General features: G+C 65.3%; 24 protein-coding genes. 7 read left to right on the forward strand and 17 right to left on the reverse strand.

Translation table 11 applies throughout. The annotated features are described in order from the left end of the window. Positions 1–7: 7 nt before the first annotated feature. On the reverse strand, positions 8–319 hold the full coding sequence (locus tag Q2T94_RS10565; protein WP_302266406.1) for a tripartite tricarboxylate transporter permease: 312 nt from the start codon (positions 317–319) through the stop codon (positions 8–10). Positions 320–363: 44 nt separating this feature from the next. Then, on the reverse strand, positions 364–864 hold the full coding sequence (locus Q2T94_RS10570) for a very short patch repair endonuclease (protein ID WP_264268866.1): 501 nt from the start codon (positions 862–864) through the stop codon (positions 364–366). A 431-nt stretch (positions 865–1,295) separates the two neighbouring features. Here Q2T94_RS10570 and Q2T94_RS10575 point away from each other — a divergent pair, with 431 nt between their 5' ends. Together Q2T94_RS10575 and Q2T94_RS10580 are read left to right on the forward strand one after the other, a co-directional pair. Continuing rightward, on the forward strand, positions 1,296–2,285 hold the full coding sequence (locus Q2T94_RS10575; protein WP_264268867.1) for a trypsin-like serine peptidase: 990 nt from the start codon (positions 1,296–1,298) through the stop codon (positions 2,283–2,285). A gap of 64 nt (positions 2,286–2,349) precedes the next feature. Next, positions 2,350–2,523: a hypothetical protein gene (locus Q2T94_RS10580; protein WP_264268868.1), complete on the forward strand. Its 174-nt coding sequence runs from the start codon at positions 2,350–2,352 to the stop codon at positions 2,521–2,523. A 212-nt stretch (positions 2,524–2,735) separates the two neighbouring features. On the opposite strand, the gene Q2T94_RS10585 is transcribed toward Q2T94_RS10580, so the two are convergent. The 11 genes from Q2T94_RS10585 to Q2T94_RS10635 form a co-directional block, all read right to left on the reverse strand. Next, positions 2,736–4,253 carry an aldehyde dehydrogenase family protein gene (locus tag Q2T94_RS10585; protein ID WP_302264225.1) on the reverse strand — a complete coding sequence of 506 codons (1,518 nt, stop codon included), beginning with the start codon at positions 4,251–4,253 and terminating at the stop codon, positions 2,736–2,738. Next, positions 4,250–4,954, reverse strand: coding sequence for an HD domain-containing protein (locus Q2T94_RS10590; protein WP_302264227.1), 705 nt, complete (start codon positions 4,952–4,954; stop codon positions 4,250–4,252). Before Q2T94_RS10590 ends, Q2T94_RS10585 begins: the two co-directional genes overlap by 4 nt. Before the next feature lie 48 nt (positions 4,955–5,002). Continuing rightward, on the reverse strand, positions 5,003–6,301 hold the full coding sequence (locus Q2T94_RS10595) for an NAD(P)/FAD-dependent oxidoreductase (RefSeq protein WP_302264228.1): 1,299 nt from the start codon (positions 6,299–6,301) through the stop codon (positions 5,003–5,005). Between the two features lie 3 nt (positions 6,302–6,304). Next, on the reverse strand, positions 6,305–6,625 hold the full coding sequence (locus tag Q2T94_RS10600) for a 2Fe-2S iron-sulfur cluster-binding protein (RefSeq protein ID WP_264268874.1): 321 nt from the start codon (positions 6,623–6,625) through the stop codon (positions 6,305–6,307). Positions 6,626–6,643: 18 nt separating this feature from the next. Then, positions 6,644–7,405 carry an SDR family NAD(P)-dependent oxidoreductase gene (locus tag Q2T94_RS10605; protein WP_264268875.1) on the reverse strand — a complete coding sequence of 254 codons (762 nt, stop codon included), beginning with the start codon at positions 7,403–7,405 and terminating at the stop codon, positions 6,644–6,646. A gap of 126 nt (positions 7,406–7,531) precedes the next feature. Further along, a complete protein-coding gene (locus Q2T94_RS10610) occupies positions 7,532–9,397 on the reverse strand; it encodes a PEP-utilizing enzyme (RefSeq protein WP_302264230.1) in 1,866 nt (621 codons plus the stop codon). A gap of 81 nt (positions 9,398–9,478) precedes the next feature. Beyond that, positions 9,479–10,573 (reverse strand): PEP/pyruvate-binding domain-containing protein, encoded by a 1,095-nt coding sequence (locus Q2T94_RS10615; RefSeq protein WP_302264231.1) that lies wholly within the window; start codon positions 10,571–10,573, stop codon positions 9,479–9,481. After that, a complete protein-coding gene (locus Q2T94_RS10620) occupies positions 10,570–11,856 on the reverse strand; it encodes a cytochrome P450 (protein ID WP_302264232.1) in 1,287 nt (428 codons plus the stop codon). The genes Q2T94_RS10615 and Q2T94_RS10620 overlap by 4 nt, the downstream gene beginning before the upstream one ends. A 133-nt stretch (positions 11,857–11,989) precedes the next feature. Further along, positions 11,990–12,808 carry an IclR family transcriptional regulator gene (locus Q2T94_RS10625; RefSeq protein ID WP_302264233.1) on the reverse strand — a complete coding sequence of 273 codons (819 nt, stop codon included), beginning with the start codon at positions 12,806–12,808 and terminating at the stop codon, positions 11,990–11,992. Positions 12,809–12,903: 95 nt separating this feature from the next. Next, a complete protein-coding gene (locus Q2T94_RS10630) occupies positions 12,904–13,590 on the reverse strand; it encodes an HD domain-containing protein (protein ID WP_264268880.1) in 687 nt (228 codons plus the stop codon). Between the two features lie 288 nt (positions 13,591–13,878). Then, the gene (locus Q2T94_RS10635; protein WP_302266407.1) at positions 13,879–15,108 is read right to left on the reverse strand and encodes an MFS transporter; all 1,230 of its coding nucleotides are present in this window, start codon (positions 15,106–15,108) and stop codon (positions 13,879–13,881) included. Between the two features lie 197 nt (positions 15,109–15,305). Here Q2T94_RS10635 and Q2T94_RS10640 point away from each other — a divergent pair, with 197 nt between their 5' ends. Next, positions 15,306–15,839: a VOC family protein gene (locus tag Q2T94_RS10640; RefSeq protein ID WP_302264234.1), complete on the forward strand. Its 534-nt coding sequence runs from the start codon at positions 15,306–15,308 to the stop codon at positions 15,837–15,839. A 189-nt stretch (positions 15,840–16,028) separates the two neighbouring features. Here the strand turns inward: Q2T94_RS10640 and Q2T94_RS10645 are convergent, their stop codons facing one another. Beyond that, the gene (locus Q2T94_RS10645; protein WP_302264236.1) at positions 16,029–17,390 is read right to left on the reverse strand and encodes an MFS transporter; all 1,362 of its coding nucleotides are present in this window, start codon (positions 17,388–17,390) and stop codon (positions 16,029–16,031) included. A 166-nt stretch (positions 17,391–17,556) separates the two neighbouring features. Between Q2T94_RS10645 and Q2T94_RS10650 the strand changes: the two genes are divergently transcribed. From Q2T94_RS10650 to Q2T94_RS10660, 3 genes are read left to right on the forward strand one after another with little or no spacing between them, the layout of a single operon-like run. Then, positions 17,557–18,429 (forward strand): shikimate dehydrogenase, encoded by an 873-nt coding sequence (locus tag Q2T94_RS10650; RefSeq protein WP_264268883.1) that lies wholly within the window; start codon positions 17,557–17,559, stop codon positions 18,427–18,429. Next, a complete protein-coding gene (locus tag Q2T94_RS10655; protein WP_302264238.1) occupies positions 18,429–20,270 on the forward strand; it encodes a bifunctional sugar phosphate isomerase/epimerase/4-hydroxyphenylpyruvate dioxygenase family protein in 1,842 nt (613 codons plus the stop codon). The genes Q2T94_RS10650 and Q2T94_RS10655 overlap by 1 nt, the downstream gene beginning before the upstream one ends. Positions 20,271–20,296: 26 nt before the next feature. Continuing rightward, on the forward strand, positions 20,297–21,076 hold the full coding sequence (locus tag Q2T94_RS10660) for an IclR family transcriptional regulator domain-containing protein (RefSeq protein ID WP_302264240.1): 780 nt from the start codon (positions 20,297–20,299) through the stop codon (positions 21,074–21,076). A 10-nt stretch (positions 21,077–21,086) separates the two neighbouring features. Here Q2T94_RS10660 and Q2T94_RS10665 read toward each other — a convergent pair whose 3' ends face one another. The 3 genes from Q2T94_RS10665 to Q2T94_RS10675 all read right to left on the reverse strand — a co-directional run bounded on the left by Q2T94_RS10665 (position 21,087) and on the right by Q2T94_RS10675 (position 23,146). After that, entirely contained in the window at positions 21,087–21,722 is a 636-nt protein-coding gene (locus Q2T94_RS10665) for a GNAT family N-acetyltransferase (protein WP_302264241.1), read from the reverse strand. A gap of 208 nt (positions 21,723–21,930) precedes the next feature. Beyond that, positions 21,931–22,491: a Dps family protein gene (locus Q2T94_RS10670; protein ID WP_264268887.1), complete on the reverse strand. Its 561-nt coding sequence runs from the start codon at positions 22,489–22,491 to the stop codon at positions 21,931–21,933. A 163-nt stretch (positions 22,492–22,654) separates the two neighbouring features. After that, positions 22,655–23,146 (reverse strand): DUF6328 family protein, encoded by a 492-nt coding sequence (locus Q2T94_RS10675; RefSeq protein ID WP_264268888.1) that lies wholly within the window; start codon positions 23,144–23,146, stop codon positions 22,655–22,657. Between the two features lie 134 nt (positions 23,147–23,280). Between Q2T94_RS10675 and Q2T94_RS10680 the strand changes: the two genes are divergently transcribed. Then, complete coding sequence (locus Q2T94_RS10680) at positions 23,281–25,827, forward strand: excinuclease ABC subunit UvrA (RefSeq protein WP_302264243.1); 2,547 nt, start codon at positions 23,281–23,283, stop codon at positions 25,825–25,827. The last annotated feature ends 32 nt before the right edge of the window (positions 25,828–25,859 follow it).

Below are 25,859 nucleotides of genomic sequence, written 5' to 3' on the forward strand. Positions count from 1 at the left end.
GCCCGGATTACACGTCCTGGCGTGCGCGGGAGTTGACCTTGCGCCACACCGTGTAAGCCAGCACCAGGATCAGCACCCCGTAGAGGGTGAGCGTGATCGGCGATTCGACCAGGATCGAGGCGTCGCCGCCAGAGGACATCATGGCGTTGCGCAGGCTGGTTTCGGCCAGCGGCCCCAGGACCACGCCGATCATGATCGGCGCTAGCGGGAACCCATAGCGGCGCAGTGCAAAACCGAGCACGCCAATGAGGAGCACGATCACCAGATCCGTCACCGCGGCACTGGTGGCGTAGACGCCCAGTGCGCAGAAGACGGTGATGCCGCGGGATCATGTCGGCTCGCAGGCAGCTCGCCTGCGAGCCCTCACATTCCGTCGATATCCTTGTCCCGTGCGGGAGGGCCCAGAAAATGGGCGAGCGTTTCGAGCGTGGCCTTCGGATCCCGCAGCTCACATTCCCACACCACGATGGTCTCCCAGCCGAGGGCCCGTAGGGTTTCGATCGCTTGCCTATCTCGTTCGTGGGTGCGGTTGCGCTTGTCCGCCCAGAATTGGGCATTTGTCGCCGGTGCATGTTGCCCGGCGGGGCAATCATGTCGGTGCCAGAAGCATCCATTGATGAAGACAGCCTGATGGCGGGCGGGAAAGACGATGTCGGGAGAGCCGGGAAGCTTGCCGCCGCGCAGGCGCACCTCCGGGTATTGGCGATTCAACTTCTCGAGTGTTCCACGTGGAATGCGACCGTGAAGCCGGTAGCGGTATCCCGCTGCATGCAGCAGTTGGCGCACGAACAGCTCGGGCTTAGTATCCTTGCCGCGGATCTTGCCCATGAGTTGTGAACGCGCTTGTTCGGACATGCTGTCCATGTCTCGATTGTGCACCCGCTGCCCCGGAAAGCGCACGATCAATAGTTAGGGTGAGATTTTTACGTTGCCGCCACCGCCTACGTTGCCGCCGAGTTCCTTCACATTCCTGGAACGGGCTCATGATGCAATTTGGATTCGCGACTTCGGCCAAACGTGAACGCGGGCACGCCCTGCATTCTGTGGCGTGAGTCCCGAGACGGGGCAAGTTGCAGAAAAGCGGGAGGTGTCGATGACGAACCTGCTCGTGGGTAATCCTTCAAGTTTTGTCTCTGATTCGTTTCATAAATTTCCATGGTCCAGAATATTCGGTCCCGAAGATGGTAGCCAAAAGTCTATAGTCACTCTTTGAAGCATGTGTTTGACTGTTGTGCACCAGTGCCTCGGCACCCACTTTTGAAGGTGACAACGGGGTCACCGGACAGGAAGAAAACGTGCAAGCAACGTACGTAAGTCACCACCCCAAGGGCAAAACCATGAGCAGGACGGTAGCTGCGCTTCTTCTCGCGGGCGCCCTGATCGGCGGAACCGCATCCACGGCAACTTCGGCCCCGCGGTCCGAAACCGATGCGGTCGACACGAAGAAGATCTCTTCGACGCAGGCTGAAGCGGCAATGTCCTATTGGACTCCCCAGCGAATGAAAGACGCCAAGCCCGCCGATAGCCTTACCCGCGGCAAATCGGCGTCGAATGCTCCGCTGGATATCGGTGAATCAACCAAGATTGCCGGGCGCAGCGCAAGTAAAGCAAAAACGACTGCAGGTAAACCGACCAAGAACGTGGCCGAAACACCCGTGTCCCACATCGGCAAAGTGTTCTTCACCTTGGGTGGCGCGAACTACGTATGCTCCGGTAACGCAGTTGTCGCCGCAAATGAGGCAACCGTCTCTACTGCGGGCCACTGCGTCAACGAGGGGCCGGGTGCCTTCGCGACTCGTTGGGTCTTTGTCCCTGCCTATGAAAACGGCAGCGCTCCCTACGGGTCCTTTGCCGCAACCGAACTCGTCGCTCCGACACAATGGACGCAAGGTGGAGACATCACCTATGACACGGCCTTCGCCGTGGTCTCGGACCAGAGTGGCGTGAGCCTAGCAGATCAGGTCGGAGCCTCTGGCGTCGCCTTCAACCAAGCCCGGGGTCTGACCTACACGGCATTCGGTTATCCGGCGGCACGGCCATTTGACGGAGAGACGCTGCAATCATGCAGTGGGGCCGCGAGCGACGATCCGTATGGGCAGACGCAGTCGCAGGGAATTCCGTGCGACATGACCGGTGGCTCTTCCGGAGGGCCATGGTTCCTCGGTGGATCGGATGGCTTCCAGAACTCAGTGAACAGCTTCGGCTACGGAGGCATCCGCAATACGATGTTCGGCCCATACTGGGGCTCGGTCATCGAACAGGCCTACCAGGCAGCACAAAACTAGTAGTCCAAGCGGTGGGTGGAATGCCATGATGGCATTCCACCCACCGTCGTTTAGGAGGTGCAAAGTGAAATCCAGCGACAGCGCGAAAAACGAATCGCAGGGCGTTGAACCATCAGTCTTCAAACTGAATGAGACGCCCGAGGAACAACTTGAATATTTCACGGTGGAACGACGAAGAACTGCGGTGCCCCGGGAAATCGAATTGCCGGATCCGGATAATTTGAACGACGAAGATTGACCCGCCTCGTGAATCGACCTGTGCAGAATCACGGATTGCGTCATTAAAGGTTTGAGCACCGGCCGGAAGATTCGGGGGACAAATCGTGTTTCCAGCCGGTGCTCGCATCACTCGCACCTTCATGAGGTAGTAATGACTCTATGGTCCGAGGCTATGGATTTGATGTGTCTGGCCATGACGTTGGGTGTGAAGGCCGTTCGCGGCGGCCGGTCTCAGCGACGGTGAATCGACTTGTAGCTCAAATAGGCGGCCAGGCCTTCGGGGCCGTACTCGGTGCCGAGCCCAGAATCGTTGCGACCGCCAAACGGCGCCGCGTGGTTGGAGGCGAAGAAGTTGATGCCAACGCTGCCGGTATCCATGCGGTCGGCCGCTGCCTGTGCGGCATCGGTGTCGGCGCCAAAGACCAGACCGCCCAAACCGAACTCGGTGTTGTTCGCCAGTGCGATCCCCTCATCGATTCCGTCGTAGCGAAGAATTGAAACCACCGGCCCGAAGATCTCCTCCCGGGAAATCCGCATCCCGGGCAACACCTCCGCAAACACGGTGGGGGCGACAAAGTAACCGGCGTCCAGGTCGCCGCCCAGTTGCGCCTTGTGCCCGCCTGTGGTGGCACGGGCACCTTCGGCGTGTCCCGACTCGATGTACTCGAGCACGGTCCGATATTGGCTGGCGGTGGCCGACGGGCCAAAGACCGTCGCCGGATCCAGTGGGTCCCCCTGTGGTGCAGTGGCAATGGTGGACGTGACCAGGTCCACGACCTCGTCGTAGCGCTCGGACGGGGCCAGGATGCGCGTGGAAATGTAGCAGGTCTGCCCGGTGTTGCGCATGCAGGAACGGATGAGGGTGTCGCCCATGGCGCCCAGGTCCGCATCCGGCAGCACCAACGCACTCGACTTGCCTCCCAGCTCGAGGGTGACGGGGCGCAGCAGCTCACCGCAGGCGGCGGCGATCTTGCGACCCACCGGCGTGGAGCCGGTGAAGGCGACCTTGTTGATCTTGGGATGGCGCACCAGCGCGTCTCCCAGGCGGCCGGATCCGGTGACCAGGTTGGCCACGCCTGCCGGAACACCGGCAGCAGCCAGCGCATCCATGATGATCCTGAATGACAGCGGCGTGGGGGAGGCCGGCTTCATCACCACGGTGCACCCGGCCAACAAAGCGGGTGCCAGCTTGATGACCATCAGGTTGATCGGGAAGTTCCACGGGGCAATCAACCCGCACACGCCCACCGGGTCCCGGCGCACCAGGGACTCGCCCAGGCCGTTAGGGAAGGGACGGACGTCCTCTGATTCCAGTAGCGGGGCCAGCGAGGCAAAGTAGCGGAAGATGCTGGCGGCATTTGCCGCCGCGCCCTTGGTCTCGGAGACCGGGGAGCCGTTTTCCAACGTGTTGGTCAGCGACAGCTCGGTGGAGCGCACCTCGATCTGATCGGCAATGCGCAACAGCACAGCCGCCCGCTGGGAGGGCGACAGCCGCGGCCAGGGGCCCGAGTCGAAGGCAGTTCGCGCCGCGTTCACCGCCTGCTCAAGGTCCTCGGTGGTGCCGTCGGCGACCGAACCCCACACCAATCCGGTGGCCGGGTCGGTGACGTTGTTGCGGGCGTTGCCCGTTGAGGCAACCCAGGCACCGCCGATGAAGTGGGTGTCGACGTGGCGGTATGGCAGAGCCAGGGCAGCGCGCGCGGCAGCGGCGCCTGGCTGATGCTGGAGGTGTTGCTGTTGCGTGCTCATCGCAGCACCGCCGTCTGCAGCAGGGCGCGGGAGCGATCCAGGTCGGTGGTTGCCATGTCCACGGCGGCGGCGGTGATGAGCTCGGGGATGATCTCGGTCTCCAGCCGGTCCGTGTACACGGCGGGGTTCTGCGAGAACCAGCCCGCGGCCAGCGCGATGCCGGCGTGGTCAAAGCGCCAGAGCCGGTCGGCGTCGCGCATCAGCGCATCCTCCAGGGAATGGGCCACCGGGCGGGTATCGTGCCCGTCGATGATGGCGCAAACCGCCTCGATGAATTCGGGTTCGTACCCCAGCGAAGGCAGCACACGGCGGGCCACATCGCAGCCCAGGCGCTCGTGCTCAAAGCGGATGCCGGCCTTGCGCCAGTCGCCGCGGAAGCCCTCGGAGATGATCTTGGATTCATCCACGTGGGCCCACCCGGTGTCGTGCAGCAAGGTGGCCACGAGCACAAGCTCGCGGTTTGCGTCCGGGTAGGCGTCGCACAGGCGGCGGGCGAAGGCCAGGGAAATGGGCAGGTGGATGTCGTTGCCGCGGGCCCGGGTCTCGGGAACCACCGCGGCCCAGAGCGGGAGTAGGTCCGCCTCGATGCCCGGGGTGAGGCAAATCGGGCTGGTGTCCACATTCCCGGGAGCGGGAATGGGGCGTTGTGGATAGGCAGCGGCGAAGGCGGCGCCGGGATCGGTGTCGGTCAGGGTGTTCATGGCGCGTGCGGCTCCTTGCGTCAGGGAAGAGTATGTGGGAGAGGGCGGCTAGGCAATGAGGGACTTGAGCATGGTGCCCGGATCGGCGGCCCGTTCCGGGTCGATGGACTTGCCGGCGGCCAGGGCCTGCTTGACGGCCATGAAGTCCAGCGGGGCGTTGACGGCGTCGGCGGCAATGATGCGCCCGCCGCGGTAGTAGAGGACGGTGAACTTCCCCTTGTCGGGGTCGCGGCGGATGACCGTGGATTCGAAGCCGGTGGACAGGCCGGCGATCTGGAGTTTCATGTCCGCCTGGTTGGACCAGAACCACGGGATGCCGGCGTATTCCTCGCTGCGTCCCATGAGCGAGTAGGCGGCGACCTTGGCGTGCTCAATGGCGTTGTTCACCGACTCGAGGCGGATGCGCTCACCGGCCGGTGCGCCGGGAACGGGGTTGGGCATGTTGGCCACGTCGCCGACGACGATGGTGGTGCCGTCGGAGGCGAGCGCCCCGGCGTCCACGACGATGCCGTTGTTGATTTCCAGCCCGAGGGATTCGCCGAGCTCGGTATTGGGGATGACCCCGATGCCGACCAAGACGATCTGGGCCGTGATCCGGGACCCGTCTTCGAGGCGCACCGCGCCCACGGCGCCGTTGCCGTCGTCGAGGATCTGCTCGATGCGCGCCCCGATGCGGATGTCCAGGCCGCGCTTGCGGTGTTCGGTGAGAAAGTAGTCGCTGGTTTCGGTGCCCACGGCCCGGCCGACGAGGCGCTGCCCGTATTCCAGGACGGTGACGCGCTTGCCCATGGCGGCCAGTGAGCTGGCGGCCTCCAAGCCGATGAACCCGCCGCCGACCACGACCACGTCGGTGGTGGCGGGGGCAAGTTCCTTCAGCCGCAGCGCGTCGTCCGCGTTGCGCAGGTAGACCACCCCGTCCAGCTCGGCGCCGGGGGCCTCGAGGTGCCGCGGGCGGGCTCCGACAGTCAAGGCCAGACGCTGATAGGGGTAGGTGGCACCGGAGGTGCCGCGGGCGGTTCCGCTGCCGTCGGCGTTTGAGTGCACGGACTCGATCCGCTCGCCCTTGATGAGGGTGATGTTGTGTTCGATCCAGTAGTCGTTGGTGCGGAAGATCAGGGATTCGGAACCGACCTTGTCCTGCAGGAACTCCTTGGACAGGGCCGGGCGCTGGTAGGGTCGGTGGTCCTCGTCGCCCAGCAGCGTGATGTGCTCGGTGTAGCCCAGGGCGCGCAGCGAGATGGCCAGCTGCACACCGGACTGGGAGGCTCCGATGATCAGCAGGCCGGTGGCGGTACCCGACTCTTGTGCGCCGGCCCCGGCACGGGAGGGAACGGTGGCGGTGTCCATGTCCTAGACCTGCGTTTCGGGGGTGGTGACGTGGAGTTCCTGGTCCTCGCAGAGCCGGATCTGGCAGGAGAGCCGGGAGTTGTCCTCGCGGTCAACGGCGGTGCCGTAGAGCATCTCGTCCTCCATCTCGCCCATGGGCTCCAGGCTCGGCAGGTCGGCCTCGGCGACGAAGACGTGGCAGGTGGCGCAGGAGAGCGAGCCGCCGCATTCGGCGACGATGGCGGAGACGCCGTTGCGCACCGCGGTCTCCATGACCGAGTCCCCGGTGTTGGCGTTGATGGTGGTGGTGGCACCGGCTGCATCGGTGAAGTGGACTGTAGGCATGATGATCAATCGACCTTTCTAGATGAACTGGCGGCCACCGTCGACGACGAGCGTCTGACCGGTGATGAAGGAGGAATCGGGACCGGCGAGGAAGAGCGCGGCCCCCACGATGTCGTCGGGCTGGCTGGCCCTCTTGAGCGCACCGCGGTCGACCCCGTAGTTTTCGGCGTTGTCCATCAGCCCGTAACTGGCCTCCGTGAGGGTGAATCCCGGGGCGATGGTGTTCACTGTGATTTCGCGTCGGCCCAATTCCTTGGCCATGACCCGGCTCAGGGCGATGACCCCGCCCTTGGAAGCCACATAGTGGGCCCACTGCTCGGAACCGGAGTAGACGGTGGCCGAGGCCAGGTTGATGATGCGCGAGCCGGCACCCAGATGCGGGCTCAGCGCCCGGGCCATCATCCAGGGTCCCTTGAGGTTCACCGCCATGACCCGGTCCCATTCCTCGAAGTCGATGTCCTCGAAGGGCGAGCGGGTGACGGTGGCGTAGATGGCGGCGTTGTTGATGAGCACCTGGACGTGGCCGCCGGCGAAGCCGGCAACCTGGGCCGCGAGCGCTTCGGTGGAGACGGGGCTGGTGACATCGACGGTGAAGGCCTCGGCGCGGCCGCCGGCGGCCCTGACCATTTCTGCGGTCTCGGCGGTGCCGGCAGGATCGATGTCCGCCGCGGCAACCGCATAGCCGCGCCGGGCGAATCCGAGGGCAAAGGCCCGGCCGAGGCCTCCGGCGGCGCCGGTGACCAACACCGTGCCCGGCGGGGTGTGTGCTTCGGTGGTCATTGTCTGTACCGAGGACCTTTCAGTGGGGCGAATGCTCTGGGCGGGGAATCGGGGTGGGCGGTGGGCGGGGCCTTGGGGTGCCCCGCCCACCTGCGGATGTCCGGAACCGCTATGGGGGGAGCGGTCCTAGACGTGCGTGTGGGAGTGCGCCCCGGGGCCGGTGACCACGGGCGCCTCCTCGAGGATTTCGACGGTGCCCTTGGTACCGTCCACGCGCAGCATCTGGCCGGTGCGGATGGTGGTGGACGCGCTGCCGGTCCCGGTGACGGCCGGCAAACCGTACTCGCGGCAGACGATGGCAGCGTGGCTCATCATCCCGCCAATGTCGGTGACCGTGGCCTTGATCTTGCCGAAGATCGGGCCCCAGCTCGGGGCGGTGATCGGGGCAACCAGGATCTCGCCGGCCTGCACGTCGGAGAGGTCATCCGCGTGCATGACCACGCGGGCCATGCCCTCGACCAGTCCGGGGGAGGCGGCCATGCCCTTGAGCACGCCCGACTCGGAATCCTCGTCCCCGCCCAGCCACTGCTGAACTTGTTCGGTGGTGATGCCCCAGAGCATCCGGGTGAACGGCTCGGTGATGGCCGAGGGCGGGGTGTTCAGTGCCGGCGCCGGCCGTGCGGTCTTCAGTGCGTCGACGATGCCGCGGCGGCGCTCGATCTCCTGCGGCCACACCACGTTCCCGATCGGGTCGCCGGCGCCGATGCCCCAGGAAGTGACGAGGTCGAAGAGCACGTCACGGACCTCGTTTCGGCCCAGGTAGAGCATGTCCTCGGGTTCGTTCCATAGGCCCTGGGCGTGCAGCATGCGGGACAGTTCGCGCACCTTGCGCCAGAACACGCCCATGGTCCAGTGCTCGATGTAGAAGTTGTGGTTTTCCACGTACGGGTAGGCGGTGGCGGCCAGGGTGCGCTTGGCGTCGAAGACCTCGCGGACCTCGGGATCCAGCAGGTCCCGGTACTCCTCGACGATGCGGTCCTTCTCGGCGATCAGCTTGTCGGTCGGGCGCATGATGTTCGCCCCGCCCTGCAGACGGTGGATGTAATCGGCGATGAAGCCAAGCGGGATCTCCTGGTGTTCGATCCAGTACTTGTCGTGCCCGTAGAAGCCGTTGCCGATGGTGAAGTTGAACCACGGGTCCTTGGCCTCCTCCCAGCGTGCCAGCCAGCGCTCGCCGGAGGGCGAGGATGCGATGGCTGCAAGCGTGGCTGTCGGGTCGTCGGTGTTGGAGAACGCGCCGGAAAGATCCAGTTCCACGGCCAGTGCCGCGAGTTCCTTCAGTTCATCGTCGGGCTTGAACAGTTCCATGTCCACGCCCTGGACCATGGTGGCGATCGACTGGTCGGGGATGTTGGGGAATACTTCCTTGCAGAAGTTGAAGAAGTCCAGGTAGGCGATGTAGCCCAGGTTCAGGAATTCGAAGTGGTATTGCCAGTTCTGGTAACAGAGCTGGATCAGCCGGTCGTAGTTCTCCAGCAGCACCTCCGAGCCGTCCTTGGCCTTGCCGGAAAGGATGTCCGCCATCGGGACCTGCTCGGGCAGGGCCTCGAAGCTGAGGGACTCCATCTCGCTGATGGTTCCCTTGACCTTGATGTGCCAGGCCTTCAGGAGCTCTTCCCAATTGGCGAAGTAGTGGCCGATGCGGGCCTCGAAGTCAGGGACGCGGGCGGCGATCTGCTCGCTGGGCACCGGAAGCGGAGACATATAGAGGTAGCCGAGGTGGATGCGGAAGTCGATGCCGTTGGCATTGGGGATCATCAGGTGGCGGGCGTTGTACTGGCCCAGGCACTTGACGGCGAATTCCCCGCCGATGGTCTCGAACGGCTTGAAGACGGTGGGCCAGTGCTGGGAGTCGCAGAACCAGAACTTTTCGTCTTCCTCGGCCTTTAGTGCGTCCTGAAAGACCAGGTAGTACGGGTAGAGCTCCTCCCAGCCCTCGGCGCCCGGGGGAACCTGGAGATCGGAAGGCTTGGGAAAGGATTTCATGCTCATGGTGGTGGATGCCTTTCAAAAGATGCTGCTGCGGAGTTGGGGGGGGAAAAGCGGCGAACGGTGGTGGGTCGGGCAACGCGACTAGGATGCGGTGTTCATCAGCGAGGACGTGATCGAGGAGAAGTTGAAGCCCGAACCCAGCCCGAGGGAGGAAGCGTAGCCGCCGGCGTCCGGCTTAACCGTGGACTTGGACGAGTGCACGGTTTCCGGGCGGGACTGTAGCAGGAGCAGGTTTTCGCCTTCGGGCAGATCCGCATCCAGCGCCCACTCGATGTCCTGCGGGCAGCCGTAGTGCTTCTCGGCGCGCTTGGCCAGCTGCGCCACCAGGGCCAGGTCCGCATCCGAGAGGCAACGCACCGCGCGGCGCTCTTCACTGACCTCGACCTCCACCAGGGAGTTGGTGGCCGGGTCGGGAATGAGTTCGGCGTGCTTGGCCCCGATGTGCTCGGTGATGATGGCCAGGGTGACCTTGTCCAGCTGGATGTTGTCGGGGGTGACGGTGCCGGAAACGACCATTTCGCCGACCCCGTAGGAGGCGTCGATGGTGATCTTGGAGCGGTCCCCGTTGGTGGGGTCCAAAGTCATCGCCACGCCGGCTGCGGCGGAGTTGACCATCTTCTGCACGACGACCGCCATGGACAGGCCCTCGTCGGGGATGTTGTTCTTCAGCCGGTACAGGATGGCCCGGGAGGTGTAGAGCGAGGCCCAGCAGGCGCGGATGTGCTCGGTGACCGCATCGTAGCCGTTGAGCCAGAGGTAGGTGTCCTGTTGCCCGGCGAAGGAGGCATCGGGAAGGTCCTCCGCGGTGGCCGAGGAACGCACCGCCAGCGGCACCTCCACGGTGAAGTTCCCCTGCAAGGTGGCGTAGGCGTCCTTGGTGACTTGGCGCAGGGCGGCGGGCACCGGGCGCTGGGTGATCATGGAGCGGATCGCGGCACTGGCGGCGTCCACGGCGTTCACGTCCTCCGGATCGACGCCGGCCAGCAGAGCGTTGATTTCGGCGGTAATGCCACCTTCCATGAAGGCGTCGAAAGCTGCGGTGGTGACGACGAATCCGGGAGGCACGGGCATCCCGGCCGCGGTCATCGTCACCAGCGAGGCACCCTTGCCGCCGAGGTTTTCCAGCTTCGGGTCGGCACCGCCGTCGAAGAATTCAATGAAGTCGTTGTTGCTCATGCCTGGGATTCCTTCCAGCTCACGTTGACGTATTCGGGGACCCGAAAGGACAGGTTCTTGCGGAACTCGATGCCCTCGCCATCGATCAGCTCGAGCCCCGGGATCCTGGAAGTCAGTTCCTCCAGGGCGATCTTGGCCTGCAGCTTGGCGAGCATGTTGCCCAGGCAATAGTGGATGCCGAAGCCGAAGGAGAGGTGTTCGCGGGCGTTGGTCCGGGCGATGTCGAAAGCCTCGGGGTCCTCGAAGCGGGCTTCGTCGCGGTTGGCCGCACCCATCAACAGCAACAACTCGGCGCCTTCGGGAATCTTGACCCCGGCGACCTCGGTGTCCTTAAGGGCCTTGCGGCGCCAGCCGACGATGGAGCCGGCGTAGCGCAGGACCTCGTCGATGGCCGCGGGGATGGCCTTGGGATTTTTGACCACTTGCTCCCAGGCCTCGCGGTGGGCCAGAAGCACGCGCACGCAATTGGAGATCAGCGTGGTGGTGGTTTCGTGGCCGGCGAAAAGCAGGGAGTAGAGCAGCGAGGCGATCTCGTGGTCGCTGATTTCCGCGCCCTCGGACTGGGCCTTGACCAGGTCGGCGGTGAGGTTGTCCCCGCCGTGCTCGTGGGCGTGGACCACGAGGCGCATGCACTCTGCCCAGTACTCCACGAGGTTGTGGGCATGCGGGATCTGCTCCTCGTCGCTCAGGTCTCCCCAGGTCATGGCGGCCCGGGAATCGCTCCAGCGCTTGTAGGTGTCGACTTGGGAGACATCGGCGCCGATGAGGGTGAGGATGGTGATGGTAGGAATGGCGTAGGCCAGATCCTTGACGATGTCGCCGGTGTTGGATTCGCGCGCCAGCATGGTCTCGATCGATTCGATGACATTGGCGCGGATGGAGGGTTCCAGGGCCTTGAAGCGGCGCGGGGTGAACGCCTTCTGTGCGATGGCCCGGATGCGGGTGTGCTCCGGCGGGCGGCGGGCAGAGAGCCCGGAGTAGGTGGTGAAGCCGCCGTCGTTCATGATCTTGGTGGCCTGCGGACCGCGCTTGCGCACCGGGGCTTGGGCGTTTTCCGAGGAGAAGGTTTCCCAGTCCTCAAAGACGGCCTTGACGTCGTCGTAGCGGGTGACCACGTAGAGCCCGACACGTTCGTCGAACATCACGGGTTGTTCGTTGCGGAGGTTCGTGTAGGAGGGAAACGGGTTTTCCATGGTGAACGGTTCAAAACCGTGGTGGTCGGCCGGTGCCGTGGCGCCGTGCCCCATGGGACAAACCCCGGCTGCAACATTGCTGCTGGACATGGAACGGACTCCTTGAGGAAAGAAGATCGGGGTTGCACTACCCGATTGTGGGTTGCGCAACATTCATTGCCTCAAGTGTTACCCATGACACATGCGAAGGGTGCAGAACCATTCCCACTCAGTGGAAACTTGTTCAGGGCTCGGGTTCGGCGGGAAGCCCCGGTGCGCTTCCTGTGACGCTGCCCAGTAGCGTTTCGAGCGGGATGTGCGCCGTGGCTGCCTCGATGCGCTGGGAAATGCCCTTGAGCACGGGCAGGTGCCGGGTCATGGTTCCGGCATTGGCGGAGGGAACCACGAGCCCGATCGAGCAGCCCAGGCGACCGGTGTGAAAGACCGGCACGGCAATGGAGCACGAGCCGATGATGACCTCTTCCTGTGTCGTGGCGTAGCCCTGCTCCCGAACCTGGGCAAGCTCGGCGCGCAGGCGGGCCGGGTTGACGTGGGTGTGGCCGGTGACGGTAGTCAGCGGGCGGTTGAGGTAGGCATCGGTGACCCAGTCCTCGGAATACGCCAGGATTACCTTGCCCACTGCGGTGGCATGCAAAGGCAGCCGGCCGCCGACACGTGAGGCGCGCGGAACCCTTTTGGAACCGTAGACCCGGTCGATGTACAGGGCCATGTTGCCGTCCCGCACGGCAAGCTGGCTGGTTTCCCCGGTCAGGGAGAACATGTCCTGGACGAAGGGGCGGGCGGTGTCGCGTAATTGGCGCCCCGCATTCTGGGCGATGGCCCACAACCGCAAGCCAAGCTGGATCCCGCCGTTGGGTCCGCGGCTGAGCATGCCCCACTCGACCAGCTCGCTCACCAGCCGGTGGGTGGTGCTCAAGGGGACGCCCGAGGCTTCCGCGATTTCGGTCAGGCTCAGTGCCCGGCGCGATGTTTCAAACACTTCCATGATGGCAAGGACCTTGGAGGTCACGGTGCTTCCGGGAACTCGATTTCCACCTGCCATCTACGGTGTCCTTTCCATCTGCCACACCTATTTTGCGCGCACCTTTGAGTGTAGGGGAGGAACCTCGGAAGCGACCGGACGAGACATGGAAGTCCTTAGTGCACCGGTTGCAGCTCCCGGCTCCGCGGCCAGAGGTTTGCCTGCTCCAGGGCGATCAGCCCGTTTGCCATGGTGATTGCCTCGGGAGTGAAAAGCTTGCCCAGCACCCGCGAGGCACACAGGCGAAGGGCCTGGCCGCGGTGCAACCCGAACCAGTCCATGACGGTGTCCAGGCCGTGCGGGGTCAGCCGCCACAACTTGTCGGCGTCCTTGACGATTTCGTCGTCGGGGTTCAGCGCATGGGAGCGGGAGTCGTGCCCGTCGATGATCGCGACGACCTGTTTGATCACCAGTGTATCCACGCGGAGAGATTCCAGGATCTCTATTGCCAGTCGCGCGCCCTCCTTTTCGTGTTGCAAGACCAGCTCGGGTCGTCCGCCGCCCGGGGCGATGGCTGCGAGCACGAGGCCGGGCTCCACTTGTGACCAGCCGATGTCGTGCAGCATCATTGCCGGCAAAACAACCCCGGGGTCGGCCTGCGGCCGTTGATCGAGCAGGGCGGCGGCCAAGGAAACGGCGTAGAGGGTGTGGGCGTCGTTGTCGCGCACCGCCAGCAGGCCCCGCGCCTGTCCCCAGATTTCGCCCAGCAATGGATGGGCTTCGAAAAGATCGGGATGCGGCGGCGGGATGTGCTCTGAGCTGTCGAGTCCAAAGTGGTTGGCCTGTGGGTGAACTTTAATCATGGGCACATGCTTGCACCAACACAACTTAAACCCAAGCGGTGGGTTCCGGGCAGTGGAAACCTCTCTGACAACGACCGGCCGGGATCGGGCCACGATTGGCTTTGCCTTCATGCCGGTATGGCTTGGTTAAATGGGTGAGCACCGGCCGGAAAATTATGGGGGCAATTCTTCCGACCGGTGCTCTCATCACTCGCACCTTCAAGAGGTAACTACGACTCTAGGGAATGATTCTGGGCATTCCATGTGTAGAGGCCTCATATTTCATGTGGCTGCAGTTGGGCGCCTTTGCTAGGCGTGGGAGAAATGCATGCCGCTGCGCCGCCGGACCAGGACCGCGGACAGGATGATGCCCAGGACCGCGAAGCTACAGGTCATCCACCAGGTGGCTGACCAGCCGCCGGTGCTCATGGCCAGCCACGCCACGATCATCGGGCCGGTGAAGTTTCCGACGTTGTAGATCTGCTGCATCAATCCCATGGCCGCCGGAGCCGAACCGCCCTCCGGCGCCAGATCCACGGCCATCCGCGTCATGGTCGCCGGTATCATCGCCCCGGCCAGGGAGAAGAAACCGACACAGGCGACTTGCCAGGCCAACCCGCCGGGAACCGGCGACCAGTCAATGGCAAAGGTCAGCAGGCTGGCCGCGGCCATCAGCACGAACGACAGGAACAACAGGGCACGGGCCGGGGCGCCGCGCTGGAGCAGCATGCCGGTGACGATGGCACCGACCCCGTTGAGCCCGCCGACAATGGCCGACAAGACCCCGGCATGCGTGCCGCTGAGGCCGCTTTCCCCGTAGAGCGTGGGCAGGAATCCCACCACGGCCATCCACTGGACCGTGTAGCACCCGAAGACCAGCCCGGCGATCCACACCTTGGACGAACGGGCGGTGATGCCGATTCGTCCGGCTGCTGCCTTGGCCCCGCCGGTACCGGCGGGGTGGTCCTTGGGTACCATGCGCAACACCAGCGGGATCGGGATCAGCGTGATCGCGGCCATGACCCACCACCACATCTGCCAGGTGCCAACCTGCAGGAAGTAGGCACTGGCAATCAGGCCCACGAAGGTGGCAGTGCCCTGATAGGCGCTCCAGCAACCGACGGCCATGTTCACGCGGCGGAACGGAGCATGGCGGCGGATCAGGCCAGGCCCGACCACGGTGGCGACGATGAACCCGACGCCCTCGACGGCCCGCGAGGCCAACAGCGTGTTCGGGCCGATTGACAGGGCGCCAAAGATTGAACCGGCACTCAGGAAGAGCAGCCCCAGCAGCAAGGTCCGACGCTCGCCGATGACCTCGGCCAACAACGACACCGCCAGGCCGCCGACCATGCCTGCCACCTGCACGATGCCCAATAGCACCCCGGCCGCCAGCAGGGACAGACCCAGGTCTTCCTGGATCATGGGAAGCGCGGCGGGAAGCTTCCAGATATGCAGCGCAGCGCTGATGCCCGCAACCACCACAACGATCCAGGCGGCATTGCCGCTGGCGGTGCGTTGGAGGTTCGGTTGGATCATGGTCACGTCAGTTGGTCCTTCGTTGGGCAGTTGATCGGATTCTTCCATGCCTGTGAGACGGAACACGAAGATGTGTCGAACCACAACCGGGTGCGGGTCTGCCCGCGGCCTGTCGGATTCCTTCAAGACCTTGACCGCCCGTCCGGCGTCCGATGGAATGGCAAGCAGGAATCCAGGCCAGCGAAGGGTATTCGATCATGTCCCCGGAACCAACCAGTACGGCAGCAACCGGCAAGCACACGACCAACGGGGTGCCCCACGGTTACACGGCTCTGACGCCGTTCATCGTGGTTGACCCGGCGCACGAGGCCATCGAGTTCTACCGCCACGTCTTCGGTGCCACGGTGCTCTCGGTGATGCCCGGCGCCCCGGGGGAAGATGGCAACGCCACCGTCGCCCATGCGGAGCTCGATTTCGGCAACGGCATCCTGCAGCTCTCCGACCCGCAGCCGGGATACGGGCTGGTCGCGGCCGATGCGCAACACACCAACAATTCCATCGCGGTCTACGTGCAGGATGTGGACGCCGTCTTCGCACGGGCACTGGAACGCGGAGCCACCGCGGTTGAGCAACCCGCGGACTTCGTCTCCGGAGACCGCTTTGCCACCTTCGTGGATGCTTTTGGGCGTCGCTGGAACGTCATGACGCGTGTGGAAGACCTGTCCCGGGAGGAATCCGAACGACGGGTTGCCACCTGGCTCGAATCGTTCAACGCCACGGGCACGGATTAGGGGAAAACCAGCGTCGGCTGCCGGCGGTGCAGGCCTGAGCCGCATGTACGCGCCCGGGCTTATCCTGGCGCGGTCGTGAAATCCCGGGTGCAATGCGCCCGACTGGCATGGCAAGGACCGGACGCGCCAGGGCCCCGCCGACTCCCGTGGTGGGGAGTCGGCGGGGCCCTGGTCGTGGCGTGCGGGGCGTTACTGCACGTGGGCGCCGGAGGCGTTCTCCACCTTGTGCGCGGTGCGGCCCAGCAGGTGCGTGGGCACCTTGTAGGTTTCCTTGGCCGTCAGCGCGGAGACCGAGGCGATCAGCGCGATCACGGCGGTAAAGATGCTGATGACCACCCAGCCGCCCGGTGCCAGGCCTCCGAGGGCCGCGACGATGGACGGGGCGAAGCCGGCCATCAGGAAGCCGAGCTGGGTGCCGATGGCCAGGCCGGAGAAGCGGACCTGGGAGGAGAACATCTCGGCGTAGAAGGACGGCCAGACGGCGTTGGCCGCGGCGTAGGCACACGAGAAGACCAGCAGCGAGAGCGCGAACTGCAACACGGTGTTGCTGGTTTCCATGGAGCGCAGGTAGAAGGGCATGAATACTGCCGAGGCCACAGCGCCGTAGATGAACACCGGCTTGCGGCCGATCCTGTCGGCCAGCTTGCCGAAGAACGGTTGGGTGAACAGCGCGCCGATGTTGCCGGCAACCACCAGCCACAGGGTGATGGACTCATCCATGTTGCCGATGGACTTGCCGTAGGAAATGGCCAGGGTGCCGTAGACGGTGGAGACCGCGGCGATGAAGGCGCAGAAGACCACGCGCAGCACGTCGCGCCAGTGGAAGCGGATCAGCACGCCCAGGGGCAGCTTGGCGATCTCGTTGTTCTTCTTGGCTTCCTCGAACTCCGGGGTCTCGTGCAGCGAGCGGCGGATGAAGAAGGTGACGATGACGACGACCGCGGAGAGCCAGAACGGGATGCGCCAGCCGATGCCGAACTTGAATTCGTCCGGCATGGCGACCACGGGAATGAAGATCAACGCGGCCAGGATCTGGCCACCCTGGGTGCCGGTCAGCGTCCAGGAGGTGAAGAAGGAGCGGCGGTCATCCGGTGCGTGTTCCAGGGTCAGCGAGGAGGCGCCAGCCTGCTCGCCCGCGGCCGAAAGTCCCTGCAGCAGGCGCGCGAACACCAGCAGGGCCGGGGCCCACCATCCGATCTGGTCGAAGGTTGGCAGGCAGCCGATGGCGAAGGTCGCAGCGCCCATCAGCACCAGGGTGAACATCAAGACCTTTTGCCGCCCGATCCGGTCGCCGTAGTGGCCCAGGATCACCGCGCCGATAGGCCGGGCAACATAGGCGAAGCCGAAGGTCGCCAGTGACATGACGGCGGCATTGGCGCCGGCATCGGGGAAGAACACATGCGGGAAGATCAGTGCGGCCGCGGAGCCGAAGATGAAGAAGTCGTAGTATTCGACGGCACTGCCCATGAAGCTGGCCAGGGCGGCCTTGACCGGCGTCCTGCCCCCGGTGCCGGGCGCGTTCTGCGCCGGTGGGTTGTCGGTGTTTGGCATCGGGTGCTCCTAGGTATGACGGGACAACTGAGGGGGAACTCAACGTGTCTGCGAGACTTGTGTGCGCAAAGCGTACGGTTGTACGAATTGCGTACAACCACTAGAGTAGAGCTAAATCACATGCAAGACAATCCTCACGCGAAAAATCTCAAGGACTGGAATTTTCATGAGCACCAGCACGCAGTCGTACCTTGTAGGCCTGATCGGGGACGGGGTCATGCCATCGCTGACTCCGCCCATGCACGAGGCCGAGGCTGACGCCCACGGATTGCGCTACCTCTACCGCCCCATCGACCTGGCCGAGATCGGCAAGGACGCCACCGAGGTCGGTGAGCTGCTGCGCGCCGGGGCGATGCTGGGATTCAACGCCTTCAACATCACCCACCCCTGCAAGCAGCTGGTGCTCGAGCACCTCGATGACATCAGCGACGAGGCCCGCGCCATCGGCGCGGTGAATACGGTAGTCATCAAGGACGGCATGTTCCACGGCTACAACACCGACGCCTCAGGCTTCTCCTGGGCCCTGGCCAACGGACTGCCGGGAGCCACGCTGGATTCGGTGCTGCAGCTGGGCGTCGGCGGGGCCGGCTCCGCGGTGGCCTACGCGCTGCTGGACTCCGGGGTAAAGGAGTTGCTGCTGGTGGACCCCGAGGCCACCCGCGCCGCCGAACGCGCCGCGACGCTGGCCATGCAGTTCCCCGAAGCCACCATCCTGGCCTGCGACTTCGACCAGGTCCCGGCGCTGCTGCCGCGTGTGAACGGCGTGCTCAACGCCAGCCCTGTGGGCATGCACCACCATCCCGGGCTGCCCTTCGACATCAGTGGGCTCACATCCGGGCACTGGGTCGCCGACGTGGTCTACCGCCCGGTGGACACGGAACTGATCACCGCGGCCCGGGCCCTGGGCTGCCGCACCCTGGACGGCGGGCACATGGCAGTGGGCCAAGCGGTCGACGCCTTTGGCATCATCACCGGAACCGCCCCGGACACCGCCCGGATGCGCAACCACCTGCTCGAAATGCTGGAGGCGGGCCTCTAATGCGCACCTCCATCGCCACCGTCTGCATCTCCGGCACCCTCGAGCAGAAGATGCTCGCTTGCGCCAAGGCCGGCTTCGACGGCATCGAGATCTTCGAGCAAGACCTCACCGTCTCACCCATGTCCCCCGAGGAGGTTCGCGCCCTGGCCGACCGTCTGGGCCTGACCCTGGACCTCTTCCAGCCCTTCCGCGACTTCGAGGGCGTGGACGAGGCGACCCTCCGGGCCAACCTGGCGCGCGCCGAGGCCAAGTTCCGGCTCATGGGCCAGCTGGGCATCGACACCATGCTGCTGTGCTCCAACGTGGGCACCGCGACCATCGACGACGACGAACTCTTCGCCAGCCAGATCCGCGCCCTGGCCAAGCTCGCCGTCGAGCACGGGGTGAAGATCGCCTACGAGGCCCTGGCCTGGGGCAAGTTCGTGAACACCTACCAGCACTCCTGGAAGATCGTCGAGCTGGTGGACCACCCCAACGTGGGCCTCTGCCTGGACTCCTTCCACATCCTCTCGCGCGGGGACGACCCGGCGGGCATCGCGGACATCCCTGCGGAAAAGATCTTCTTCGTCCAGCTGGCCGACGCCCCGGTGCTCTCCATGGACGTGCTCTCCTGGTCCCGGCACTACCGCGTGTTCCCCGGCGAGGGCGGCTTCGAGCTGGACGCCTTCATGGGGCACTTGGTCCGCTCCGGCTACGACGGCATCGTCTCGCTGGAGATCTTCAACGACGTCTTCCGCCAGTCCAACGTCGAGCGCACCGCCGTGGACGGGATGCGCTCGCTGATCTGGCTGCAGGACAAGACCGCCGCGCACCTGGGTACAGGTGCACTTGACTACCCGTTGGGGCTCGCCGCCCTGCCCGGCGCCCAGGAGCCTTCGGGCTTCGACTACGCCGAGATCCGCACCGAGGACCCGGAAATCGTGGCAGGGATGCTGGCGCAGCTGGGCTTCACCTTCCGCGGCCAGCACCGTCGCAAGCCGGTCACGCTCTGGAGTGCGGGGGACGCGCGGATCATCATCAACACCCAGCGCAGCCGCGGGATCACCGCGGAGGTCTCCGGCTTCGGCGTCCAGGTCCCCGAGGCGGCCCTGGGTACCCGGCGCGCCACCGCGTTGAAGGCCCCTGCGGTCCCGCGCCACCACACCGTGGGCGAGGCGCCGCTGCACGGATTCACCGCACCGGATGCCACCGAGGTGTTCTTCGGGACCACCGCTGACGAGCCCGCCTGGGCCGCCGAATTCGGCGACGGCACCACGCCCGCGGACACCGGGGCCATCACCGGCATCGACCACGTCAACCTGGCCCAGCCCTGGCAGGCCTTCGACGAATCGGTCCTCTTCTACACCTCCACGCTGAACCTCACCGCCCGCCCGGGCACCGAGGTCCCAAGCCCCATGGGGCTGGTCCGCTCGCAGGTATTGCGCACGGAAGACGGCGCCGTGCGCCTGGCGCTGAACATCGTGCCGCACGGGTTGGAGGACTCCCGGGCCAGCGCCCCGCGCTATCCGGAGCACATTGCGGTGCACACCGATGACATCATCGCCCTGGCCCGCCGCGCGGTGGCCGCCGGCATGGAGTTCCTGGCCGTGCCGAACAACTATTATGAAGACCTGGCGGCACGCTTCGGGCTGGACGGGGAAACCCTGGCGCAATTGCAGGAACTGAACCTGCTCTATGACCGCGACGAGCACGGCGAGTTCCTCCATTTCTACACCGAGACCGTGGGATCGATGTTCCTGGAGGTCGTTGAGCGCCGCGGCGGCTACGACGGCTACGGGGCACCGAACGCACCGGTGCGGCTTGCCGCGCAATTCGAGCGCAACCGCCTGATGACGTACTAGAAAAGAACAAAGGGGAGTGGTGAGTCATGGCCGAGCAGCCTGACTACTATGTGAAGTCGGCGGAGAAGACGCTGGCGGTGTTGCTGGCCTTTGATGCAGCCCACCCGCTGCTGACCGTGACCCAGGTGGCGCAGGCCATCGGAGTCTCGCGTGCCGCGGCCCGCCGCTTCCTGCTCACCCTGGTGGACTTGGGGTACCTGGAGGCCGACGGGAGCGCCTTCCGGCAGACCCCGCGGGTGCTGGACATCGGTGCCTCCTACCTCTCCGGGCTGACCCTGCCCCAGGTGGCCCGCCCGCACCTGCAGGCCCTGGCAGCCGAGCTCTCGGAGACCACCGCGCTGTGCGTGCTCGATGACCAGGACATCCTCTACGTGGAGCGCATCGCCGCGCCGCGCATGCATTCGATGAACGTGTCAATCGGCAACCGGCTCCCGGCCTGGGCCACCTCGATGGGCCGGGTGCTGGTGGCCGAGCTGCCCGAGGCCGCGCGCGAGGAGTTCCTCTCCAGGGCCAAGCTCACCCACTACACCGCCAAGACCGTGGCGAGTATCGACGAGCTGCGCGCGGAGCTCGATACCGTGCGCGCCCAGGGCTGGTCCCTGGTCGCCCAGGAACTGGATGAGGGGCTGCGCGGGCTGGCGGTCCCGGTCTACCGCGGGCCGCAGCTGCTCGGGGCGCTGAACGTCTCGGTGCAGCCCGGGCGCATCGGCTCCACCTCGATCACCGAGGAGATGCTGCCCCTGATGCGCAAGGTCGCCAACGACATTGCCGATGACTTCGGCGGGCGCACCGCGGCGCGCAACTGAGACGACGGCGCTAGCGCGCACCCTCGAAGTCGATGCGCATGACCAGACGACGCGGGGTGGGGTGGCTGACCTCCGTGAATCCGGCTTCCTCGAAGATGGACCGGCTGCCCACGTACATCTCGCCCCACATGGCCCTTTTTCCCTCGGGCAGCAGGATTGGGTAGCCCTCCACGGCGCTTGCCCCGCGGTCACGGGCGAAGGCCACCGCCGCGACGGCCATGGCCCGGCTGACACCCATGCGCCGGTAACCGGTGCGGGTCACGAAGCAGACAGCTGCCCAGACGTCCTGGCTGTCCTTGTCCTCGTCGCGTCCGCTCCACGGGACCTTCGAGGTGCGCAGTCGCGGGTAGGCGGTGCGCGGTTCGATGGCGCACCAGCCGACGGGCTCGCCCTCGAGATAGCCGACCAACCCGCTGGTGTTTGTCGCCTTGGGATGCCCGCACGCGGTCTGGGTGCGCAACCGGTTGGCCCGTTCCTCATCGGTGAGCATGTTGAAGCTCTTTCCGGGATTCTGGAACCACTGGCATTGGCAGTGCCCGGCATCGCCCCGCGTGCCGAAGATCTTTTCCAGGTCCTCGCCGCTGGCCTGGTTCGCCGGAACGATGCGCAGGTCTGCCCTCTTGGTGGTTTCCTGGTTGGTTTCCATTGACGAGCACTCCCGCGGACCGTGGCGTGAGCCGCCGGGATTCGGCAGGCTCCCTGGCTTCGAGACTGCCAGTGCCGCATTCGCCGGTCAAGGGCCACGTGCCGACCTGTAGCCGTGGTGCGGATTCCTGAGGGGTGCAAGACGAAGGAAAGGCGGGGACGGAAGAGCATGCTCTTCCGTCCCCGCCAAGATGCGCGTGCAGTTAGGGCTACTTGGCCTTCTTGGCCGCGCCCTTCTCGGTGGTGGCGTCCCGGTGGGCCAGTTCGCCCTCGGTGTTTTCGAGGTGCGAGCGCATGAACCACTGGAATTGCTCCAGTGCGGCGGTCTGGCCGATGAGGATGTCCTCGGTGATCGGGTCCAGCTCGCCGACCTCCTCGATGGTCTTGCGCATCGACTCGATGACCCCGGTGTAGACCACATCCAGGGCTGCAAGGTGCTCGGTGGTACGGGCTCGGCCAATCTCATAGTCGTCCCATTCGCGTGCCTTGACCAATGCGCCGGGCAGGCCGTTCGGGGCAACGCCCATGGTGGCCATGCGTTCGGCCAGCGCGTCGATCATGGCGCGAACCAATTCAATCTGGGGGTCAAGCATTTCGTGGACGCCGATGAAGTCGCGTCCCACGACATTCCAGTGTGCGTGCTTAAGCGTCAATTGCAGGTCGTTGAATGCGTGGATCCGCATTTGCAGGGCGTTGGCGACCTTGTGGCCGTTGGCCAGACTCATTCCCGGAACGGTGAATCCTGCATTGCTCGTGGTTTTTGCTGCCATTGATGCCTCCTCGATGTTCGACTGCCGCGCAGTCTTCCGTGGATATCCATGTGATGTAGCGGTACTTAGGAACGTATCATGCACCGGGCGCAAAAGGCCCGGGATTTACGCGTAGGGAAAACACAAGAACACCGAACGGCTGGTTTCTGCTAGGCGCAACCCGTCATTCCGCCGGCAGCTTCGAGCGCGGGGTGACAATCCGGGGCAGGACGAGCAAGAGGAAGAGGGCTGCGGCCGTGAGGATCCCTCCCACCAACAGGCCCATCTGCCAACCGTGCAGGACCTGGATGACAAACCAGACGCACCCGGCCACCAAGACACCCACCCCCACGACGACAATCCGGGAGATGATATGGCCCAGGTGGACGGTGGTGGCCTTGAGCTGCTGGCCGAAGAAGTGGCGGTGCACGGCCACGGGGGTAACCAGCAACAGGATCACCAGGGCCGACGCGACCAGCAGCACCAAATAGAACCTCTCATCGGGTGCCTCAAGGGTGTCGAAGCGGGACTGGAAGGGCAGGACGACCAGGAAGGCTGCCAGGATCTGTGCCCCGGTTTGCATCACGCGCATTTCCTGCAATAGCTCGTTCCACTTGCGGTGCAGTTCCTCGTCGCTGTTCTCGGTCTCTTGGACGTTGTCGGTGTGCTTGGCCATGTCAGGTTCCTCTGCCGGGGACGGTGTGTCAAAAACATTATGCGACGCCCGGGCGCAGGACACGACAACACGGCGGATAACCCACATAACAACGCAACGGCTGGAGATCGGCGGGTATGCGGCTTAGTGTGGGGATGGTGAACAGCATTGGGCAGGACACCGAATACACGCCGGCACCAAACAAGCATGACGGGTTCGTCCACGTGCGCGGCGCCAACGAGAACAACCTGCAGGACGTGGAGGTGCGCATCCCGCGCGATGCCATCGTCGCCTTCACCGGGGTCTCGGGGTCGGGGAAATCCTCGCTGGCCTTTGGCACCATCTTTGCCGAGGCGCAGCGCCGATTCCTGGAATCGGTGGCACCCTATGCGCGTCGGCTCATCGCCCAGGGCCACACGCCCAAGGTCGAATTCATCTCCGGGTTGCCGCCGGCCGTCGCCCTGCAACAGCGCCGCGGCACCGCCAGCTCCCGTTCCACCGTGGGCACGCTGACCACGCTCTCAAACTCGGTGCGCATGCTCTTCTCCCGGGCCGGGGACTATCCCCAGGGGGTTCCGCGCCTGGACTCGGACTCCTTCTCGCCGAACACCGCGGTGGGCGCCTGCCCGCAATGCCACGGCCTGGGCATCGCCCATACCGTCACCGAGGACTCACTGGTTCCTGACCCGTCACTGAGCATCCGCGAGGGCGCGATCGCCGCATGGCCCGGTGCCTGGCAGGGGAAGAACCTGCGCGACATCACCTCGCACCTGGGCCACGACGTGGATATACCCTTCCGGGAACTTCCCAAAAAGGTGCGTGACTGGCTGCTGTTCACCGAGGAGCAACCCGTGGTGGAAGTGACACCCGAACGCGACAGGGTCGCCAAGCCCTACAAGGGGCGGTTCTGGAGCGCGCGACGCTATGTGCTGCACACCGTGGCCGACTCCAAGTCCGAAACGATGCGCACCAAGGCGCTGCGCTTCATGCGCTCGGGCCCCTGCCCGGCATGCTCCGGGACGGGCTTCCGCCCCGAGGCCCTGGCGGTGGGCTTCGCCGGGTTGGACATCGCAGAGTTCAACGCCACCGCGCTCGATGCCCTCGCCACGGTGCTGCGGCCGGTTGCCGAGAACCGGCCGGCTCCCGGAGGGGAACCGGCACACGAGGTGGCCGCCACGATCGCTGCCGACCTGCTGGAGCGCATCGAGGTGCTCACCGGGTTGGGACTGGGCTACCTGAGCCTGGACCGCGGCACCCCCACGCTCTCGCCGGGGGAAATGCAGCGCTTGCGCATCGCCACGCAGCTGCGCTCGGGTCTCTTCGGGGTGATCTACGTGCTCGACGAACCATCCGCCGGACTGCACCCGGCCGACGCCCGACCGCTGCTGGAGGTGCTCGAGGCCTTGAAGGCCGGCGGGAACTCGGTCTTTGTGGTGGAACACAACATGGATGTGGTCGGCCGGGCGGACTGGATCATCGACGTGGGTCCCGGGGCGGGCGCGGGAGGCGGCAAGGTTCTCTACAGCGGACCGGTGGCGGGGCTGGCGAAGGTTCCCGAATCGGTGACCCGGCGCTTCCTGGAGCCCGCCGACGCCGCTGCACCCCGGACGCCGCGGGAAGCCGAGCACTGGCTGGAACTGGACGGGATCAGCCTGCACAACCTGGCGGATCTTGACGCGAGCTTCCCGCTGGGCGTGCTCAGCGCCGTCACCGGTGTTTCCGGATCCGGCAAGTCCTCGCTGGTCAGCCAGGCATTGGCGTACGGTGTTTTGGACAATATGCGCGGCGACGGATCCAATGGGTCCAACGGATCGCCCGATTCCTTCGAGTCGGTCGACGGCGAGCCGGACACGGCATCCGACCGGGCCACGGTGCGCGAGGTACGCGGAGCAGGGCGGATCGATCGGATCGTGGCCATGGACCAAAAACCCATTGGCCGCACTCCGCGCTCCAACCTCGCCACGTACACCGGCCTCTTCGACGCGGTGCGCAGGGCCTTTGCCGACACATCCTTGGCCAGGCAGCGCGGCTACGGGGCAGGGCGGTTTTCCTTCAATGTGGCCGGCGGGCGCTGCGAGACGTGTCTGGGCGAGGGATACCTGGAAGTTGAATTGCTCTTCCTGCCCGGCAGCTACGGCCCCTGCCCCGAATGCCACGGATCGCGCTACAACCCCGAGACCCTCGAGGTCACCTACGAGGGCAGGAACATCGCCGAGATCCTGGCCCTGAGCGTGGACGAGGCCGCCGAATTCCTGGCCGGCATTCCGGCCGCGGCACGGTCCCTGGAGACGTTGCGCGACGTGGGATTGGGCTACCTGTCCCTGGGTCAACCGGCGCCCGAGCTCTCCGGCGGCGAGGCCCAGCGCATCAAGCTGGCCACCGAGTTGCAGCGTGCCCGGCGGGGCCACACGCTCTACCTGTTGGACGAGCCCACCACCGGCCTGCACCCGGCGGATGTGCAATTACTGCTGGGCCAACTGCACCGGCTGGTCGATGAATCCAACACCGTGATCGTGGTGGAACACCACATGGATGTGGTGGCAGCCGCCGACTGGGTCATCGACCTGGGCCCGGATGGCGGGGACGCCGGAGGGAAAATCGTTGCCACCGGGACCCCTGCGCAATTGGCTGCGCACCCGAAGTCCAGGACCGCTCCCTACCTCGCCAAGCGACTGGGGATCGCGGGGTCCAACCGTCGGTAACCGGCGAGCACCACGCCAGGCGGGGAAGTCGA

It is taken from the genome of Paeniglutamicibacter sulfureus (genome assembly GCF_030512175.1).
GTDB lineage: Bacteria > Actinomycetota > Actinomycetes > Actinomycetales > Micrococcaceae > Paeniglutamicibacter > Paeniglutamicibacter sulfureus.